The following is an 18,227-nucleotide window of genomic DNA, read 5'->3' as shown; positions in this document are numbered from 1 at the left end:
AAAGGCTCACTCGGTTTCGCACGTCATTTGCAAGGAGGCTCTATGCCTATCAATAAGATCCGCAACATCGCCTTTGTCGGTCAAACGGGTACCGGCAAAACCACACTGATAGAAAAACTGCTCTACACCTGCCAAGCTACCAATCATTTAGGTTGTGTGGAAAAAGGCGATACGGTGACCGATTTCGACCAACAATCCATCCAATATCAACACAGTATCGAAGCCACCCCAGTCGCCCTAAGTTGGAACAAACACCGCCTCAATATCATCGACACTCCCGGACAAAGTGAATTACTCGGACGCACACTCAGCGTGTTCCCTGCCGTTGAAACTTCCGCGTTGATCATCGACCCACAAATGCCTATCAACCAAACTTCTGACCGCTTGTTCGCCTTTGCTAAAGAGCAGCAAAAGTGCCAGATGATCATCATCAACAAGCTCGATAATCACGGTAACCAACTTGAAGCCGTGATGGAAAATATCATCGAACACTTTGGTGATAATTGCTTACCAATCAACTTGCCTTCAGCCGATGCTCAATCGGTCGTAGATTGCTATTTCGAACCAGAGATCGAACGCGACACCTTGCTCGCCAAAGTCGAAGAAGCGCATGAAACTTTGATAGACCAAGTGATTGAAGTCGATGAAGAGCTGATGGAACTGTATCTCGAACAAGGCTCAGAACTGACAGCAGAACAGCTGCATGACCCGTTTGAAGAAGCATTGAGAACCGGACACGTGATTCCAATCTGCTTTGTGTCATCCGAAACAGGCGCAGGGATAGAACTACTGCTGAGAACCCTAGCGGAAATCATGCCGATGCCAAATGAAGGCAACCCACCGCTGTTGGAGAAAAACGGCAAGAAGGTCAAAGTAAACTGTGAAGCACTTGAGCACAGCGTGGCACATGTGTACAAGATCAGCGTCGATCCTTACATGGGCAAACTCGCCTACTTACGTGTTTACCAAGGTGAAATCAACGCAGGCAGCCAACTCTACATTGGCGAGAGCAACAAAGCGTTCAAAGTCGGTCATCTCTACCAATTGCAAGGCAAAGACAGAACGGAGATCCCAAGGGCGCTTGCCGGCGATTTCTGTGTGCTAGCCAAAGTGGATGAGTTGGAGTTTGATTCCATTGTTCATGACTCTCATGAAGAAGACGGCGTGCAACTCAAAACCCTCAACTTCCCTGATTCAATGTACTCGCTGTGCCTAAAACCCGTTAAGCGTGGCGACGAGCAAAAGCTTGGGGATGTACTGAATAAAATCGCCAGTGAAGACCCTTCTCTTCGAATCGAACATCGCGCACGCACTAATGAAACCATCATCAGTGGTCAGGGTGAATTCCACCTCAAAGTAGCGCTGGAGAAAATGTCTTCTGTTTACAAACTGGAAGTGGAAACCAGCCAACCAAGCGTCGAATACTTTGAGACCATAACCAAGCCAGCAGAAGGTCATTATCGTCATAAGAAACAGAGCGGCGGTGCCGGTCAATTTGGTGAAGTGCAATTAAAAGTACGCCCACTCGAGCGCGGTGCGGGCTTCAAGTTCATCAATAAAGTGGTAGGCGGTGCCATTCCTACCGCACTCATCCCTGCGGTGGAAAAAGGCATTGTTCAAGCACTAGAAGAAGGAGCGATTTCTGGTAACCCAATCAAAGATGTCGAGGTGACCGTTTACGATGGTAAATACCACTCGGTTGACTCGAAAGAAATCGCGTTTGTCATCGCAGGTAAGAAAGCGTTTTTAGATGCGATCAACAACGCAGACCCGATTGTGCTCGAACCGATTGTGCAAATGGAGCTTCATATTCCAACCGCGAATGTGGGTGATGTATCCGGCGATTTATCTGGTAATCGCGGTCTTATTGAAGGTACTGAGCCTATCGACGCGAACTTCACTATGTTAAGGGCCAAGTCTCCGGTCAACGAGCTGCAAGATTATGCTCGTCGTCTGCGCTCAATTACTGGCGGTGAAGGCAGTTTTAACATGACGCTCAGCCATTACGAACCAGCGCCACCAGCAGTACAAAAACAGGTCTGCAACGAAGCGACGCAGCAAAGCTAAGACTTAACACACTTAACTTCACCAACAAAAAACGCCCTCGAAACTTGAGGGCGTTGTTGTATTCATTTGAGGTCTATTTGTCTAACGACATACCAATATGTTCAAGCTTGGATTGGAACTGTTCAACACTGTCGGCTTTATAGGTAGGAGAACCGTTAAAATAGCGCGGCTTTTCTGGCAACATCGCGTTCTTGAGTTCTTGTTCCTGATCGACATTGTCATGGTACACCGTTACACGGTTTGGGATATCCTGTTTCATAAATGCCATTTTGGTTCTCCTTTGTTAAGACGAACCTTAAAGTTAAAGGCGGTCAAAAAACAATCAAAACAAGTTGTGTGAAAATTAGACATTCTCGACAGTTTTTATTGTTAAATCTGAAGCATTTTATAAAGCGAGCGTGAACTGAATTTTGACACTACGTCATCGAACTGGCAGCGAACTCATCCCATCCCCTACCAAACGTGCGCCTATTATCATTTCCACAAATTATGTCTTTTTTTTGAGATTTTAGTCAGTAATGTGTGGATGCAAATAGCCTCATATTCAACTTACTCATAGAGGCGACCTTTTTCTTTTTGAGTTTTACTCGACTTGCTGATTCAGATGAATAGACGTGTTTTTGATAAACGCCCAACCATTGGCATCATCTTGCCTATGTTGAGCGGTTTTTATATGGGAGAGCTTAACGCCACGTTGCGCCAAATGGCTAAGCAACATGGGGTTAATTTGGTATTTATTCGTAGCGGGCATCGCCGAGACTTCGACCTGTCTGTTGCTTTGCATCATCTCGATGCATTGATGGTGGTTTTGCATTCTGCATCCGATCATCTGGTGCAAACGGCGCTGAGCAAAAGCATTCCTGTTTTGTCTTTGGGTGCAAGCTACGCACCGCTTGATGTTGAGCAGTTCATCAGCATACAAAGTGACGGCGTAAAAGCCTTGTATCGTTGGCTGTTGGAGCAAGGACATCAACGCATTGGTTTTTGTGGTGATTTGTCGGTCAACGATGTACGTTCACGTTTTAAAGCCTACCAACATGCTGCTACACAGCATCAAGGGGCTTTCAATCCCGAAGATTTCTTTAGCGTTAGCAACTGCTCATTAGCGGGTGGACGAGAAGCTGCCGTTGAGTTCGTGCAGCGCAATTCGCAATGCACGGCGGTTATTTGTGCTACCGACCACAACGCCATTGGCATGATGGAGCAGCTTAAGCACTTGCAAGTTGCGGTACCAAATGAAGTCGCCGTGGTTGGTATTGATAACGTCTTCTTCGGTAAACAAACTCAGCCACCGTTAACCACTGCCGATCAGCAATTAGAAGTTCTGGCACGCCGAGCATTTAGCCGAGCTATCGAGCGCATTCAAGGGGCTGCGTTTTCAAACCAGATTAACCAAGTGCCACAGAAACTGGTTATCCGCCAGTCCTGTGGTAATCGTAACCCAACCCATGAATCAACAGAATGTCCGAACTCAATTCGTCATGCGCTGCTGAATGTGGAAGGCCGCTCTCCGGCAGAGATTTTTGAGAACTTCTATTCTCAAGCTCAGAACGGTTTTAACTCCATTCTTGACGCTCAAAGCTTGTATGGCAACAACCTCGATTGGGCATGTTTAGCGCAGTGCGATCAGGAGCAATATCATATCGAGAGTTGGGTCGAACAAGGCATGACCCAACCAACCACGCTGCCAAAACAGAGCACCGCAAGTGATGACATTCGTGATTTTCCTTTCCTTGAAGGTTGCGAACACTTTGTTGCGACAGTAATGCCAATTGCTACGGGGCAAAAAAACCAGTGGCAGTTAGTCGCCGTGGTTGATTCGCTTGAAGATCAACAAAACATCGGTACCCAATCGGTGTTCAACAACTATCTCGATATGTTGTCTCTGTTCATTGAACGTGATGCGCTACTCAACACCAGCACCTTACGTCAAAAGAACTCACAGCAACTGCTACAGCAACTCAAGGTGGTATCAAACAGCTCAAATGATGGTATTTGGGACTGGGATTTGACCAGCAATAAACTGCGTTGGAACAGCCGCTTGGTCAACATGCTCGGCAATGAAAACATCTCCCACAAACGCTACATCGATTGCGATCAGCTGTTCCAATTTATTCATCCAGAAGACATCGACCAATTAGAAGAACACATCCAAGCTCACTTGGTCGATAAAGTGGCGTTCAAAACTGAATTTCGTATTCGCAAACACGACAACAGCTATATCTGGGTGCAAGCCAATGGTTCTGCAGTACGTAACGCACAAGGTCATGCGGTACGCTTTATCGGCTCAATGACAGATGTGACCGAGCAGCGAGAAAGCGCCGCGAAGATCCATCATATGGCGTATTTCGATGCGCTAACGGGTGTCGCCAACCGCCGCAAAATCATGGAAGAGATTGTTGAACACATCCGCGTTAACCCAGATAAGCCTCGAGCCATCATGTTGATGGATCTCAATCGCTTTAAAATGATCAACGACTCTTTCGGACACCATGTCGGCGACGCTCTGCTTTGCCACATAACCAAAGAGTTAGAAAGTGTTTTGGTTGAGCCTCATACTATTGCGCGACTCGGCGGAGATGAGTTCTTGTTCTTCTGTCATGTCAGCAATGCCGCCCAAGCCAACCAGATTGCTAGCATGATTTTACGCACCATCGAAAAGCCAATGATTCATGAAGAGATGGAATTGGTCAGCCAAGGCAGTTTAGGGATTTCCTTCTACCCATCGGATGGCCATAGCCCTGAAGAGTTGGTCAAAAAAGCCGATATCGCCATGTATCAAGCGAAGCAACTCGGTGGGCGCAAAGTGGTGCATTACAACGACACCATGGAAGCGACCACACAAAGCTTAATTAAGTTCGAACACCACCTAAATCGCGCTTTAGAACAAAGCGAAATTGATGTGTTCTACCAACCTCAGTTGTGTCACAAAACACAGCGTGTGATTGCAGTAGAAGCCTTGGCTCGTTGGCAATCTGAAGCACTCGGCTTTGTCCCGCCAAGTCAGTTTATTCAGGTCGCCGAGAACGCAGGTATGATCTCGCGATTGGGAGAATACATTCTCAATCGAGTCTGTCGTGATGTGCAGCAGTCCGCTTGGTTACAATCGATGAGCCATATTTCGGTCAACATCAGTGCACGTCAGTTGGTACAGCCTTATTTTGCAGACGAGGTGATTCAAACCATCCTTAACTACCGATTGCCGTTGTCTCTGTTCTGCATCGAAATCACCGAAACAGCAGCCATTAGTGATTATGACTTGTGTGTGAAATCGCTTGAGAAGCTCAGAAAAGCAGGCATTACCATCTCTTTGGATGATTTCGGGACTGGCTTCTCTTCATTGTCGTTATTGAAGAAGTTGCCATTGAGTGAAGTCAAAATCGACCGTTCTTTCATCGCCGACATCATCAAAGATCAATCCAACCTCGATTTCGTATCCACTATGATTTTGATGGGTAGAAGTTTGGGTTATCGCGTGGTCGCAGAAGGGGTAGAAACCGCAGAGCATGTATCTAGCTTAAGCGAACTCGGCGTGGATTTACTTCAAGGTTATTACTTCAGCAAACCCCAACCTATTTCTCAGCTAGAGCAACAATACACACCACTTGGTGCCGTTTAAACAGAACAAGGCGAGCTCTTGTGCTCGCCTTGTTCTGTTCTTCACCGTTGGTTTTAAATACTTCGCTCTAGAAAACCTTCTTGTCTAATCCAACTTCATTTCCATCAACGGTCGCCACATCTCGATGATCTCTTCTTCTGATGGCATTTCGCTTTGCTCGATGGTTTTCACTACGCGACTTGGATTCCCCACTGCAACGCAATCAGCAGGAATGTCTTTGGTCACCACGCTGCCTGCCCCAATAATCGCTCGGTCACCAATTGTCACGCCATCCAAAATGATGGCACCCGCACCAATCCACACACTATCACCGATGGTAATTGGGTTGCCCGTTGCTATAGGACGAACGCGCTCAGCGAGCTCAAATGGATGCCCCGCCGTGCTTATCACCACATTAGGGCCAATTTGCACGTACTCACCAATATGAACAGGTGCAAGATCGAGAATGGTAACGCCAGCATTCAAAAAGCCACCTTGGGTAAAGTGAATGTTCTTGCCCATGTCACAATAGAACGGAGGCACGATGTTCACGCCATTCGCACTGCCAAGAAGTGACTCGATGATCTCGGCTTTCTTTAAATGCTCAGAAGGTCGTGCGTGGTTGAAATCATACAGCTTCTCCTTCACTTCGGTTTGAAACTCAAACAGCTCAGGCGTAATAGGAATATGCACAGAAAAATCAGCCAGTTTACTACTCATCGACAACCTCTAAAGTACCAAGAACACATCGATAAATAATCGTAAATTCAGCCAGTTAACTACCAACTTTTCGCATCATTTCGCTAGGTATTTGCGAGCAACAACGCATTTTGATGTTGGCTGTTAAACACACGCCCCAGTCGCTTTCGAACTCGGCTCTTGGATCTGGTAGAGGCGGCGCTCGTTGTCTGCACAAGTAGTCTCACAGTTACACACTTTATCAACGCCTACGTTATTCAAACCACCGCAACTGCCTTGAATGCGTTTGTTATGAAAGATCACGCCCAGTGACATCAACAAAATGATTGCTAAGAACCCAAGAAAAGTGAACAACCAAACCATTACTTCACCTCTTTCACGTAAGAAGAAACCAATGCTTTGAGTTTCATCGGACGAAGCGTCATGAGTGTTTTTTTGGATTGAGATTGAGGATTAAGCAATAGCGACGGCGCTTTTTTGCTGCCACAGCCTCCGCAACCACCTTTCTTAGCGTGATTGATAGAAGGTCGACCTTGCGTGGCAAGCGTTAATGGCGAACGCGGCACACCCATCACGTCATCCAGTGAACTGCGAGTCGATAGCTTAAAGACTTGCTTACCACTGCTCAAAAGCTTACCTAGCGCACGTTCACCAATGTTGCGAACCAACACCGCATCTACTTTGTATTCTTGCAAAGATTGAATAAGTTGTGATTTTGCTTTGCAGCCAGCTTGTGGCATAGAAGCAATGTTAGCTAGATTCTTTAACAGTCCGTCTGAATCGGAATAAATCGCAATGTATGGGGCTTTAACAAAGTGATTGGCGACGCGTTCGCCGTCATTCGGAATAGCGTAAATCATGAGTTTGACTCCTGGTCAGGAAAAACAAGTGCATGACCCTCAACTAGGCTTTTCGCGACTTTAAAACGCGCGCTTTTAACCGTATTACCAAAGGTCTGGCGAGAGACTCCCATTTGGTCGGCGGCTTGTTGCTGGCTCAATCCTTCCAGATCGGCCAATCTCAATGCCTCTAGTTCTTCTGGCAATATGTTGACTTTTTCTAGCTCGTAAAACGGTACACCATTAGGCTTAAAGCAATGGTGCGCTGCACGTCCACATATGCGTCTTTCTATTTTTGGTCTCGCCATCACATCCTCTCTACAAAACGCCTTCACCTTACGCCCGTTTATGGCATATGCCAATATCTTAGTTTGCAAAAATCGTATCCATAGCGAAATATTCGTTAGACATCTAATAATAATGTAACAACACATACAAACCACCATACGATTCATTGACATGAGTCGATAAAAAACCTCGCATTTCTGTGGCTATTTTCATCAAATGTTCACCATCATTTTCACGCCTGTTAACAAACAAAGCTATAATTCATCTAACACATTAGTTTGAACACTAATGATTAATTCGTTACCCTAAGTGAGCTATTTAGAGAAAGGAAACTCAATATGACGTACAAAACTCCCTTACTACTAGCGATTGGTGCGCTAGCAGCGACCAACGCAAACGCAAGTGAGTGTGGAACGGTTACCATTGCAGATATGAACTGGAACTCTGCAACACTGATTGCCAATGTGGACCGTTTTATTCTTGAGCACGGCTACGGCTGTGATGCCGAACTCATCCCAGGCGACACCATGCCTACCGGCACCTCAATGATCGAAAAAGGACAGCCCGATGTGGCACCAGAACTCTGGAGTAACAGCCTTAAAGATGCGCTAGACAAAGGTGTTGAAGAAAAACGCCTACGTTATGCTGGTAAAGCACTCGTCGATGGCGGTGAAGAAGGTTTCTGGATCCCTGCCTACCTTGTTAAGCAATATCCTGAAATGAAAACCATCGAAGGTGTGAAAAAACACGCGAAACTGTTCTCTCATCCTGAAGACAAAGCAAAATCCGCATTTTACAGCTGCCCTGCTGGTTGGAACTGTCAGATCAGCGCTGGCAACCTTTTCAAAGCAATGGATCTTGCTGACTCAGGTTTTGACATCATTGACCCAGGCTCAAGTGCCGGTCTATCTGGTTCCATCGCAAAAGCTTACGAACGCGAACAAGCATGGTTTGGTTATTACTGGGCACCAACTGCGGTTCTTGGTAAGTACGACATGGTTAAAGTCGATTTCGGTAGCGGCGTGAATGAAGAGGAGTTCGTGAGCTGTACTACTCAAGCGGATTGTGAAGCGCCAAAAGCAACCATGTACCCACCTTCACCAGTGCACACCATTACGACCGAGGAGTTTGCTTCACGCTCTCCAGCAGCGTACGACTACTTCACTAAACGTGGTTTCACCAATGCAGACATGAACCAACTGCTCGCTTGGATGGAAGACAACCAAGCAGACGGTGAAGAAACCATGTTCCATTTCCTAGAAAACTACCCACAGATCTGGACCGCATGGGTTCCTCAAGACGTAGCTAAAAAAGTGCAAGGTGCACTGTAAGACTTAGACGTTTCGTAAATGGTATAGGAATACCAAAATTGTTGTATGCCGAGACTCGCTTGAGTCTCGGCAAGAAAAGGAAGTAAACATGTCTGACTCGAATTGGCTTAGCGAATTCCCAGAAATGGATCGCTCAGATCTTAGAGCCATCCGCAAAACCTTAGATGGTGCCTACCGCGATTTCTCTCGCGAATACGGCGACCTTATTGAATCATTCTTCGACCCTCTTCTCTCATTTCTCGTTTGGTTCGAAAAACTCCTCATTTCTACACCATGGATGATCATCCTTGCTGTGTGTACCGCGTTGGTTTATGCCGCGAGTCGCTCATGGAAATTGGCTGTCGCGTGTTTCGTGTCATTGATCCTGATTGGGTACTTTGGCATGTGGGAAGACACGATGCGGACGCTCAGCATCATCACGGTGTGTACCATGCTTGCCATTGCGCTCGGCATTCCGATCGGTATTGCCATGGCGCGCTCAAATCGCGTGCAATCCGTCGTAACCCCACTTCTTGATGTTATGCAAACCATGCCCGCGTTCGTTTACCTGATTCCGGTCGTGATGCTTCTAGGTATTGGTAAGATTCCTGGCTTGATTGCCGTGGTTATCTACGCGATTCCACCAGTGATTCGTTTGACCAATTTAGGCATTCGACTGGTAGATAAAGAAGTACTTGAAGCCGCTACTGCATTTGGTGCCAGTAAGAAGCAGCGCTTAGTCGGCGTGCAATTACCTTTGGCAATGCCAACCATCATGGCTGGTATCAACCAAACCATCATGATGGCGCTTTCTATGGTCGTTATTGCTTCGATGATTGGCGTAAAAGGCTTAGGTCAGCCAGTATTAAAGTCAATCACGAACCAGTACTTCACGCTTGGTCTGCTTAACGGCTTGGCAATTGTGGCACTAGCGATTTTGTTTGACCGTGCATCGCAAGCATATGCAAAACGAACGCAAGCACATCTAGGAGATCTGAAACATGACTAAGCCACTTATTGAAATCAGCGGCCTGTATAAGATCTTCGGCCGAAAACCAAATTCTGTTATCGACCGTGTTAAGCAAGGACAAAGCAAAGACCAAATCCTTGCTGATACTGGCCATACCGTTGGTTTAAAAGACATCAACCTGCAAATCAACAAAGGCGAAATCTTCGTTATCATGGGCCTATCTGGCTCTGGCAAGTCGACCATGATTCGTCACTTCAACCGTTTAATTGACCCAACCATGGGGCAAATCTTAGTTGAAGGCGTCGACGTAATGCAGCTGTCACCAAAAGAGCTAGAAGAGTTTCGCCGCCATAAAATGTCGATGGTATTTCAACGCTTCGGTCTTTTGCCTCACCGAACTGTGGTTGACAACGTGGCTTACGGCTTGGAAATCCAAGGCATCAAAAAAGAAGCGCGTCTTGCCAAAGCCAACGAGTGGTTGGAGACCGTTGGCCTTAAAGGTTACGAGAACCAATACCCTGCACAGCTTTCTGGTGGCCAGCAACAACGTGTTGGTTTAGCTCGCGCATTGGCGACCGACGCTGAGATTCTATTGATGGATGAAGCCTTCTCGGCACTCGATCCACTGATCCGCAGTGAGATGCAAGATCAGCTAATTGAACTGCAAGAGAAGCTACACAAGACCATTATCTTTATTACTCACGATTTGGACGAAGCACTTCGCTTAGGCGACCGTATTGCTATCTTGAAAGATGGCGAATTAGTACAGCAAGGTTCTCCAGACGAAATTCTGCTTCATCCTGCTGATGAATATGTAGAAGCCTTCGTTAAGGACGTTAACCGAGCACGCGCTCTTACCGTAGAAACCGTGATGCAGCCGCCAGCATATCGCATTGCAGCGACGACCATTGAAGAAGCCTTGATAGAAATGAAACGCGTGAAACAAGACTACGCGTACCACGTGACCGACGATGGCTATCAAGGTGTGGTGACCAAAGAGAGCTTGCTTGACGCTGCGAAAACCGATGCAGCACAACAACTTGATGAAGAGATCTATGAAGAAGTGCCTGTTGTCTCTCCTGATTCTGTGATTGAAGAAGTGCTACCGGACACTATGTCTTGTGACTACTCACTGCCAGTTGTTGATGACGAAGGTAATCTGCAAGGCGAACTAGAACGAAGCGCCGTGGCCGAAATCTTCACGGACAATACCGAAGAGGAATCTCCGTCAAAGGAGGTCAAAACGCCACCAGCAATGGATAAGGCATCCTAATACGCAAAAGGCTCATCATCTGATGAGCCTTTTTGTTTGGTTTGTTGTCTCTTGAATATTGGTGTTATTGCTATCCCTACAGCCATATAAGCAGTGCAAAGATTAACAGACTCAATACGATACCAAGCAGAGCAATCCGTCCCTGCATTTCTGTCGAGACAGGACGATGCGGTCTTTTACCTAGCGTCAGAATATACAATCCCGCGTAACCGATACTGTAAGCAACCCTGTCTAAAAAAATTTCGATCAACAACCAACGAATAAGTGCTCCCAATACCCTAAGCGCACCTATAACTAATTCTTCCATTTTTCTTTTCCTTTTCCTTCTTCTTTGCAAATCACTGACGTTAAAGAGTTTTTCTAACAGAGGCTGTTCAATGGTTTGCTTTGTTCTGACGCAGGTCTAGGAAACAAGTCTATTATTATCACGGTATACCTAAGTGACCTTAGCATACATGCAACGAGATTACTTTGGTATGTCAACTTGTTGATTTAGAGAGGAATAAAATGAAAAAGACATTATTAGCACTCACAGGTGCGGTCATTATTCTAGCAGGCTGTCAGGATGAGAAACCAGCGGAGACAAGTGCGGTTGACGTTCCTCAAGCCACTGAAGTTGAAAGCACGGTTGATGCGACACCAATTGAAGAAGAGCAAGTGATCACTCCGGACACGTTCGTAGATTCTGGCCACAATGCGCAAAATGCATTGGATTGGAACGGTATTTACAAAGGTAAGCTTCCTTGTGCAGATTGTGCGGGTATCGATACCACGCTAACTCTGAATGAAGACGGCACTTACTCATTGGTCGAGCTTTATGAAGGCAAAGAAGGCGACCCAATCAAGTCAGAAGGTAAGTTCACTTGGAGCGAATCAGGCAACACCATTACATTGGTTGATGAGTCTGGTCCAAACCAGTACTTCGTTGGCGAAAACATGCTAATGAAGCTGGACATGAACGGCGAGAAAGCAACAGGCGAGTTGGCCTCATTCTACAACCTGAGCAAGATGCCTTAATGCTGAATAGCGATTCAATTTAATCCTGATAAAGACCAAATCCGAGCCTCCCCCGCTCGGATTTTTTCATTCTCGTTAATTAGAACGACAATCAAGAATTTTCATTTATTAAGAAAAATAACAATCCAACCAATTGACGCAAACGATTGCCATTGATAGATTGCGCCATCTTTTTTATTTGTAAGTATGTCGTATGCAAATCTTTAAACGTTTCGCTGCACTTGTTCCTGCAGTACTTTCCTTCTCTGTTTTGGCTCAAACTCAACCTATCCTTGTTCAGGGTGCAATGGATATTGAAACCAGTACATTGGTTGAAGCATTGGATGATGCGAAAGAAACCACCGTTGGTTCTTGGACTTTCTGGCAAGGTGAAATCGACGGCTACCCAGTTGTCGTGTCTCGTACCGAGGTTGGCTTAGCGAACGCTGCCGCTTCTACCACGATTGCGATTGAACACTTCAATCCTAAGTACATCATCAACCAAGGCACATCGGGCGGTCACGATCCTGAGCTATACCGTGGTGACATTGTCGTGGGTGAAGCCAGCTTCAACATGGGCTCTTACAAGTCTGAGTTTACTGAAAAAGGCAAAGGCATCGACCCAACTAAGTGGCAGAACTTCGACGTAACCATGCGTCTACGTGAAAACGGCGAGTTTGTTGAACACAAACAATTCAAAGCGGATCCGGCACTGGTTGAAACTGCTCTCTCTTTGTCTGAAGAATACAAAAAAGGCAAAGTCGTGAAAGGCTTGATTGGCTCAGCAGACGAATGGAACCGCGAAGTGGATCGTATCAACTGGTTCCATGAAACGTACGGTACGTCTGTTGAAGAAATGGAAACGTCATCAGCGGCATTGGTTGCTCAAGCTTACCAAGTGCCTTTCGTTGGCATCCGTATCCTTTCGAACACAGATCAACACAAGCAAGACTTCGAACCACAAACTGCGGTCGATTGTCAGCTATACACAATTGATGTGATTAAAGCGCTGATCAAAAAACAATAGTCGCTTTTTTGAATCGCAAAGGGAGGCCGAGTGCCTCCCTTTCTTGTTTATAAACACTGCTGCTTAAGCCAGTTGGTCAACTTAATGATTTCTGGCTGGCGAGCTCGATTCTTCTTATGCACGAAGTAAAAGCTGTCGCCCGTTTCCAAGCCGTGAGAGGGGATATAAACCAAGTCTTGAGCCTTATCCCGCTCATTCAACATGAAGTCATTGGCAAACGTAATGCCCTGGTCGTAACGCGCGGCTTCGATAGCCAACAGCATGTGACTGAAATGCTGCATATCAATGTCCTTTGGCAGCTCAAACCCACCAGCTTTGCACCACTCCGCCCAATCTTTACCGCGCTCACGATAGATAGAATCAGTAGAAAGAATCGGATAGTGCCAAAGCGCATCTGGCATCGGTTGATCTTGAATTTCCTTCCAAATGTTGAGGCTGCATACCGGATACAAGGTCTCGTCATATAGGCGAACTGCCATGTAGTTGCGCTTTGGCTTCTGTACCGTGATAAAGCAATCACCAACGCTGTCGGTTTGCTCTGGGTCTCCTGCAACCATGTTGAGCGTCAGATCGATTTCTGGATGCTGACGCTTGAAGTCCGCCAATCGTGGGATCAACCATTTCACCGCCAGCGAGCTGTAAATCGCCAAACGTAGATTGCCCTTTTCACCTTCCCGCACTTTTTGGCTCGCCATCGCAATGGTACTGATCGCAGGGCTGATATCTTCAAGATAACGAAAACCCGTATCCGAGAGTGATAGCTTACGACCTTGGCGAATAAACAAGGCTTCACCAAGGTAATCTTCTAATATACGAATCTGATGACTCACGGCGCTTTGGGTTACGTTGAGCTCTTCTGCTGCAAGGGAAAAACTCAAATTACGCGCAACGGACTCAAAACAGTGAACCGCTCTCAGAGGTGGTAATTTCATTATCTAAAAATCTCATACTTAAACTAATAAATATCATTTCACTTCATCCTATGACATCACCTACTCTTTGGCAAAGAATGAGGAGAGGAATAACGTGAAAGTCACATCTGTCGGCGCAGCCATGCTGCTATTAATTGTTGGTAACCTAATTGCGGTGCTCTCAGACGCTTTGATCAAAAGTGTCGGTAACGAGGTGCCGGTTTTTCAGTTCGTGTTTTACCGACAGCTGTCAGCAGTGATGATTTTATTACCTGTATTCTTGCTCACCAAACAAGCACCGTTGATGGAAGGCTTTAAATGGCATGCAGTGCGTGCCCACGTTTGGCTAACTGGCGCGATTTTCATGGTGTTTGCTATCTCGTCTATGCCACTCGCTACGGCAAATGCGATCTTTTATGCCGCTCCTTTGATCATGTTACCTCTGGCAGCGATCTTCTTTGGAGAGAAGCTTTCTGCGCAATCTATTGCAGCGGCAGTGATGGGTTTTGCAGGCGTGCTTGTGATTATTCGACCAGACCAAGTTGATTGGGCGGCACTATCTGCTTTGGTTGTCGCGGTTACGTTAGCAATCAACAACCTGTTGATCCGCAAGTTACCAAAGAACCAATCAGTACCGCACACGCTATTGATGACTAACCTAGCCGGCATTCCTGTGTCTCTATTGTTAGTGTTTATCGAAGGTGAAGCGTGGGATTGGAGCTCCTTCCCTGTTGCGGCAGGTTCAAGCCTATTCATTATGATTTACGCGGCAACTTGTGTATTGGCTTATCGCTCTATCGATAGCAACAAAATCGCCAGCGCAGAATACAGCGGCTTAATTGGTGCGGTAATCGTTGGTTTGATTTGGTTTGGTGAAGTGCCAGATATCTTTATGGCAATTGGCACAGTGATGATTGTGGTGCCTCTGATTTGGCTTTCCAAGCGCGAACGCCGCAAACAAAAACAAGCCCAAGCAGCCAAACTTGCGGAAGAGCAAAAACATCATCAAGCGCCAGCAGCGTAGGCTAGATTTAAATTGGGGCAGCTCGCTGTCCCTTGTTTTTTGACATCAACTGCTATAGTTAAAACAGTAAATAATAAAACTAGGGCAGTATTGAAATCGTCATCACCTCTCCTACTTTCTCAGCACTCTGGCATTTTTAGAGCGAGCGTTCGCTCTTGATTCGATTCATCGCTGCCTCTTTTTTGAGGGTCTGCGCATGCAAATTGGTTTCAAATCGACACTTCAATCTTTTGTCCTTTCAACGCTTTTTCTTATCTCTTTTTTCAGCCCTTATGCTTCGGCATCTTCACTAAAAGTAGGGACTTACCCCTGCCCACCCTTTGTCATCGGCTCTGTTGATTCGGAGCTAAACGGCCTCAGTATTGAGTTGTGGGAACAAATAGCCAAAGAGATGAATGTCGAGTTCACTTTCGAAAATCACCCACTGGATGATCTTCTTAACTCTATAGAAACAGAACAAATCGACATTGGCGTGTCATGCATTTCTATTACTCCAGAACGTGAGTTATTCGCAGACTTCTCTCACTCTTTCTATGAGACCCACCTTGCAATTGCAGTTAAAAACCAAGGGTACCTACATACCTTACAATCGATCTTCATGAACCCTGCATTGTGGTTAATCGTTGGCGCGATCATTCTGGTTGCAGGTTTGGTTGGAGCGTTTTTCTACGCGATAGAAGAAGGGAAAAATGAAAAGCTGTATTCGATGAAAAGCCGAGTAGGACGTTGGGTTGAGAGCTTTATCCTTGGACTTCTCTTCATTACGCGAGGCCCCTTTAACTACTTCGAGTTTAAGAGCTTAACTGGACGCATCGTAACAGTATTTATTGGTGTGTTTAGCATGCTCTTTATCGCCAGTATCACAGCTGTGCTAGCTAGCAAATTGACCCTAAGCCAAGGCTATTCTCAAATCAAAAGCATTAACGATCTCGCCAATGTCAAAGTGGGAACCAAAACCGCAACCACCTCGTCTTTGTTACTGACAAGCTTCGGTATTCGTCATCAAGATTATCAAGACATGACTGCGCTTTTAAATGCATTGGATACTGGAGAAGTCGAAGCAATCGTTGCCGATGACGTAGTGCTCAAATACATGATTGGTAACGGCAGAATATCGGGGCAATATGAAGATTTAGAGGTGCTGCCTTACCAGTTAGAAAAGCAGAACTATGGCTTCATCATTACGGAAAACAATCCGTATGAAGAAGAGATTAATCGCGCTCTACTGCAAATTCGTGAATCACGGAAATGGCGTAAGATTTTGGTCGATTATTTTGCAGACAAGTAGTGTTCACCACTGTCTTCTAAAATGAAAAAAGCCCTTAAGTTCAATGAACAAAAGGGCTTTTGTATTCAATCTCGTTAGTGATTATTGCGGTAGAACCACTTTGCCATCTTGAATTGGGAAAGTTTTACCCGCTGGTTTGCTTTGCATACGAACGGTTGTTGGCGCGCCAGCAACTTCGTAAGTGACATCGTAACCCACTACTTTCTCAGACGTGGTGTATTCAGTGTGACATTGCTTCTCAGTTGATGTCACAACATCACCCTTTTGTACATTGTCTTGGATCTTACGACCTGTCATCGCACCAGCAACAGTACCTGCAGCCGTCGCAATCACTTTACCTGAACCACCACCGATTTGGTTACCCAATGCAGCACCTGCCGCTGCACCACCCACAGTACCAAGGATCTTGTTGTCGTCCGTTGGTTCTACTTGATGTGTTACTACCACGTCTTTACACACTTGGTGTGGTTTTTTCACAGTTTCTGTTACCGCTTCAACAAGCGTGATATTTGCTTCTGTTGGTGCTGGTGGCGTTTTGTCTTTACAACCCGCTAGTACTGCAACAACCGCTGTTGCGATTGCGATAGATTTCATATTCATGATTTACTTTCCGATACGGTTATCTTTGTTTGGCGATATAGTAAATCTAGAAGAAAAATTCACATCAGGTGAAAACAAACGTCCGGTCATTAGCAGGTTAAAATACAGCGTTTTATAAACACCGTGTTAGAGAAAGCTCAGAGAAAGGTCAATTGGAGCGAGATCACATCAGCTTGAGCAATGAATATTGCGCTAACTACAATGCCAAGTTGAGCAAACTTTAGGCAGGCACCATCCAACGAGTCCAAAATGCAAGCAACATCGAGGCAAACATGACCCATACCAGAGTCGCAGCCGTCAATGTCCCCACCAAGCTCAAGCGGTAGCTAAAGTAGAAAACAGAAATTAGGTACGCCGCATAAGGAATCAAAGAATAGATGCCAAACAACGCCGTTTGACGCAGGGCTTCCATGTCTCGCTCGCTACCGACAATAAAGTGCGCGATCAGAGCAAAGGTCGGAAACAAAGGCACGAGCCCTGCGATATAAAAGCTTTTCGACTTCGATAGCATGGCAATAATCAATACTGCCACGGCACCAAGCAAAGATTTAAGAAACAAACTGGTCATCAGTGTATGCCAAACACCCTAAGCTAGGCTCAAGAACAGCTCATCATCGGTTAGATACTTATGACGATGACTCAGACTGCGTAGGTGCATAAACATAAAATCAGGAAAACCAGGTGCGATAACGTTGTTTGGTTCCCAGAAGATGCCACCAACAAATACATAACGACCTTGCTTCTCATCATCATGTAAAGGGTTGTTGATTGGTGTTGTCAATTCAGCACGACAACCTTCGACAACACAAACGATCTGACCTTTGAAGATCCCGATCACTCGTTTCACAAGATTAGCTTTAATCCCACACTTCCAAGCTTGGCGCGTTGCCCACTCATAGCCGTGTTTGTTGATCGCTTTTTTCTGTAGATGCACAACCAAATTCATCGTTCATTCCTGACTTGACCTTTGCTTGTACTATAACCAAATCGCCTGTTGTGTTTGCCGATATTAATTTATCGAAACCATAGAAGGTAAAAATCAAGAAACGAGAGCGTTACAACAAATCGCCATTTGCTTAACGGTTTTTAGGATTTTTCTGACATTAGAAACAGAGTTGTGTCGCATAGAATAGCGTCACATTTATAAAAATAATTATGACAACAAGGTGACGTATGGCTTTTGATGACTACTGGAAGAAGGTTCGCTAAAAGCACCTGAAAAGTGCCAATCTAGAAGGGCTTATTGTAAAGAGGGTTCGCGCTAACACAGGAAGTAAACGCCTTCCCTATCGCACAAAATGTGGCGCGCTGTGCGAAATCAAATACAACGAAGTATG

General features: G+C 45.8%; 19 protein-coding genes. 9 read left to right on the top strand and 10 right to left on the bottom strand.

The features are described from left to right. Positions 1-42: 42 nt before the first annotated feature. Entirely contained in the window at positions 43-2,067 is a 2,025-nt protein-coding gene (fusA, locus tag KJB05_RS20055; protein WP_208445742.1) for an elongation factor G, read from the top strand. A gap of 73 nt (positions 2,068-2,140) precedes the next feature. On the opposite strand, the gene KJB05_RS20050 is transcribed toward fusA, so the two are convergent. Next, complete coding sequence (locus KJB05_RS20050) at positions 2,141-2,335, bottom strand: hypothetical protein (RefSeq protein WP_009697894.1); 195 nt, start codon at positions 2,333-2,335, stop codon at positions 2,141-2,143. Between the two features lie 336 nt (positions 2,336-2,671). Between KJB05_RS20050 and KJB05_RS20045 the strand changes: the two genes are divergently transcribed. Next, on the top strand, positions 2,672-5,686 hold the full coding sequence (locus KJB05_RS20045) for an EAL domain-containing protein (RefSeq protein ID WP_208445743.1): 3,015 nt from the start codon (positions 2,672-2,674) through the stop codon (positions 5,684-5,686). An 84-nt stretch (positions 5,687-5,770) separates the two neighbouring features. On the opposite strand, the gene KJB05_RS20040 is transcribed toward KJB05_RS20045, so the two are convergent. The 4 genes from KJB05_RS20040 to KJB05_RS20025 all read right to left on the bottom strand — a co-directional run bounded on the left by KJB05_RS20040 (position 5,771) and on the right by KJB05_RS20025 (position 7,511). Next, positions 5,771-6,385, bottom strand: coding sequence for a sugar O-acetyltransferase (locus tag KJB05_RS20040; protein WP_208445744.1), 615 nt, complete (start codon positions 6,383-6,385; stop codon positions 5,771-5,773). Positions 6,386-6,508: 123 nt separating this feature from the next. Continuing rightward, positions 6,509-6,727, bottom strand: coding sequence for a (Na+)-NQR maturation NqrM (gene nqrM, locus KJB05_RS20035; RefSeq protein ID WP_208445745.1), 219 nt, complete (start codon positions 6,725-6,727; stop codon positions 6,509-6,511). Continuing rightward, on the bottom strand, positions 6,727-7,224 hold the full coding sequence (locus KJB05_RS20030) for a NifB/NifX family molybdenum-iron cluster-binding protein (RefSeq protein WP_208445746.1): 498 nt from the start codon (positions 7,222-7,224) through the stop codon (positions 6,727-6,729). Before KJB05_RS20030 ends, nqrM begins: the two co-directional genes overlap by 1 nt. Next, a complete protein-coding gene (locus tag KJB05_RS20025; protein WP_005452940.1) occupies positions 7,221-7,511 on the bottom strand; it encodes a DUF134 domain-containing protein in 291 nt (96 codons plus the stop codon). The genes KJB05_RS20030 and KJB05_RS20025 overlap by 4 nt, the downstream gene beginning before the upstream one ends. 318 nt (positions 7,512-7,829) lie before the next feature. Here KJB05_RS20025 and KJB05_RS20020 point away from each other — a divergent pair, with 318 nt between their 5' ends. From KJB05_RS20020 to KJB05_RS20010, 3 genes are all read left to right on the top strand, one after another. Further along, the gene (locus KJB05_RS20020; protein WP_005441515.1) at positions 7,830-8,822 is read left to right on the top strand and encodes an ABC transporter substrate-binding protein; all 993 of its coding nucleotides are present in this window, start codon (positions 7,830-7,832) and stop codon (positions 8,820-8,822) included. An 88-nt stretch (positions 8,823-8,910) separates the two neighbouring features. Continuing rightward, positions 8,911-9,810: a proline/glycine betaine ABC transporter permease gene (locus tag KJB05_RS20015; protein WP_020196104.1), complete on the top strand. Its 900-nt coding sequence runs from the start codon at positions 8,911-8,913 to the stop codon at positions 9,808-9,810. Continuing rightward, the gene (locus KJB05_RS20010) at positions 9,803-11,044 is read left to right on the top strand and encodes a glycine betaine/L-proline ABC transporter ATP-binding protein (RefSeq protein WP_208445747.1); all 1,242 of its coding nucleotides are present in this window, start codon (positions 9,803-9,805) and stop codon (positions 11,042-11,044) included. The genes KJB05_RS20015 and KJB05_RS20010 overlap by 8 nt, the downstream gene beginning before the upstream one ends. A gap of 76 nt (positions 11,045-11,120) precedes the next feature. Here KJB05_RS20010 and KJB05_RS20005 read toward each other — a convergent pair whose 3' ends face one another. Further along, positions 11,121-11,351: a hypothetical protein gene (locus tag KJB05_RS20005; protein WP_020196106.1), complete on the bottom strand. Its 231-nt coding sequence runs from the start codon at positions 11,349-11,351 to the stop codon at positions 11,121-11,123. A 200-nt stretch (positions 11,352-11,551) separates the two neighbouring features. Between KJB05_RS20005 and KJB05_RS20000 the strand changes: the two genes are divergently transcribed. Both KJB05_RS20000 and KJB05_RS19995 read left to right on the top strand, forming a co-directional pair. Beyond that, positions 11,552-12,061, top strand: a complete 510-nt coding sequence (locus tag KJB05_RS20000) for a copper resistance protein NlpE (RefSeq protein ID WP_208445748.1) — start codon at positions 11,552-11,554, stop codon at positions 12,059-12,061. A gap of 193 nt (positions 12,062-12,254) precedes the next feature. Then, positions 12,255-13,067 (top strand): 5'-methylthioadenosine/S-adenosylhomocysteine nucleosidase, encoded by an 813-nt coding sequence (locus KJB05_RS19995; RefSeq protein ID WP_208445749.1) that lies wholly within the window; start codon positions 12,255-12,257, stop codon positions 13,065-13,067. 47 nt (positions 13,068-13,114) lie between these two features. Here KJB05_RS19995 and KJB05_RS19990 read toward each other — a convergent pair whose 3' ends face one another. Beyond that, positions 13,115-13,999 carry a LysR substrate-binding domain-containing protein gene (locus KJB05_RS19990; protein WP_208445750.1) on the bottom strand — a complete coding sequence of 295 codons (885 nt, stop codon included), beginning with the start codon at positions 13,997-13,999 and terminating at the stop codon, positions 13,115-13,117. A 94-nt stretch (positions 14,000-14,093) separates the two neighbouring features. Between KJB05_RS19990 and KJB05_RS19985 the strand changes: the two genes are divergently transcribed. Together KJB05_RS19985 and KJB05_RS19980 are read left to right on the top strand one after the other, a co-directional pair. Then, positions 14,094-15,002: a DMT family transporter gene (locus tag KJB05_RS19985; protein ID WP_005443891.1), complete on the top strand. Its 909-nt coding sequence runs from the start codon at positions 14,094-14,096 to the stop codon at positions 15,000-15,002. A 196-nt stretch (positions 15,003-15,198) separates the two neighbouring features. Next, the gene (locus tag KJB05_RS19980; RefSeq protein ID WP_208445751.1) at positions 15,199-16,290 is read left to right on the top strand and encodes a transporter substrate-binding domain-containing protein; all 1,092 of its coding nucleotides are present in this window, start codon (positions 15,199-15,201) and stop codon (positions 16,288-16,290) included. Between the two features lie 81 nt (positions 16,291-16,371). On the opposite strand, the gene KJB05_RS19975 is transcribed toward KJB05_RS19980, so the two are convergent. The 3 genes from KJB05_RS19975 to KJB05_RS19965 all read right to left on the bottom strand — a co-directional run bounded on the left by KJB05_RS19975 (position 16,372) and on the right by KJB05_RS19965 (position 17,836). Further along, entirely contained in the window at positions 16,372-16,890 is a 519-nt protein-coding gene (locus KJB05_RS19975) for a glycine zipper 2TM domain-containing protein (protein WP_208445752.1), read from the bottom strand. A 220-nt stretch (positions 16,891-17,110) separates the two neighbouring features. Further along, entirely contained in the window at positions 17,111-17,458 is a 348-nt protein-coding gene (locus tag KJB05_RS19970) for a GlpM family protein (protein WP_005436374.1), read from the bottom strand. 18 nt (positions 17,459-17,476) lie between these two features. Continuing rightward, positions 17,477-17,836 carry a hypothetical protein gene (locus KJB05_RS19965; protein WP_005436373.1) on the bottom strand — a complete coding sequence of 120 codons (360 nt, stop codon included), beginning with the start codon at positions 17,834-17,836 and terminating at the stop codon, positions 17,477-17,479. Positions 17,837-18,227 lie beyond the last annotated feature (391 nt).

Source organism: Vibrio sp. B1ASS3 (assembly GCF_905175355.1).
GTDB classification, from domain to species: Bacteria; Pseudomonadota; Gammaproteobacteria; order Enterobacterales; family Vibrionaceae; genus Vibrio; species Vibrio owensii.
This window is presented reverse-complemented; position numbering and strand designations above follow the sequence as displayed.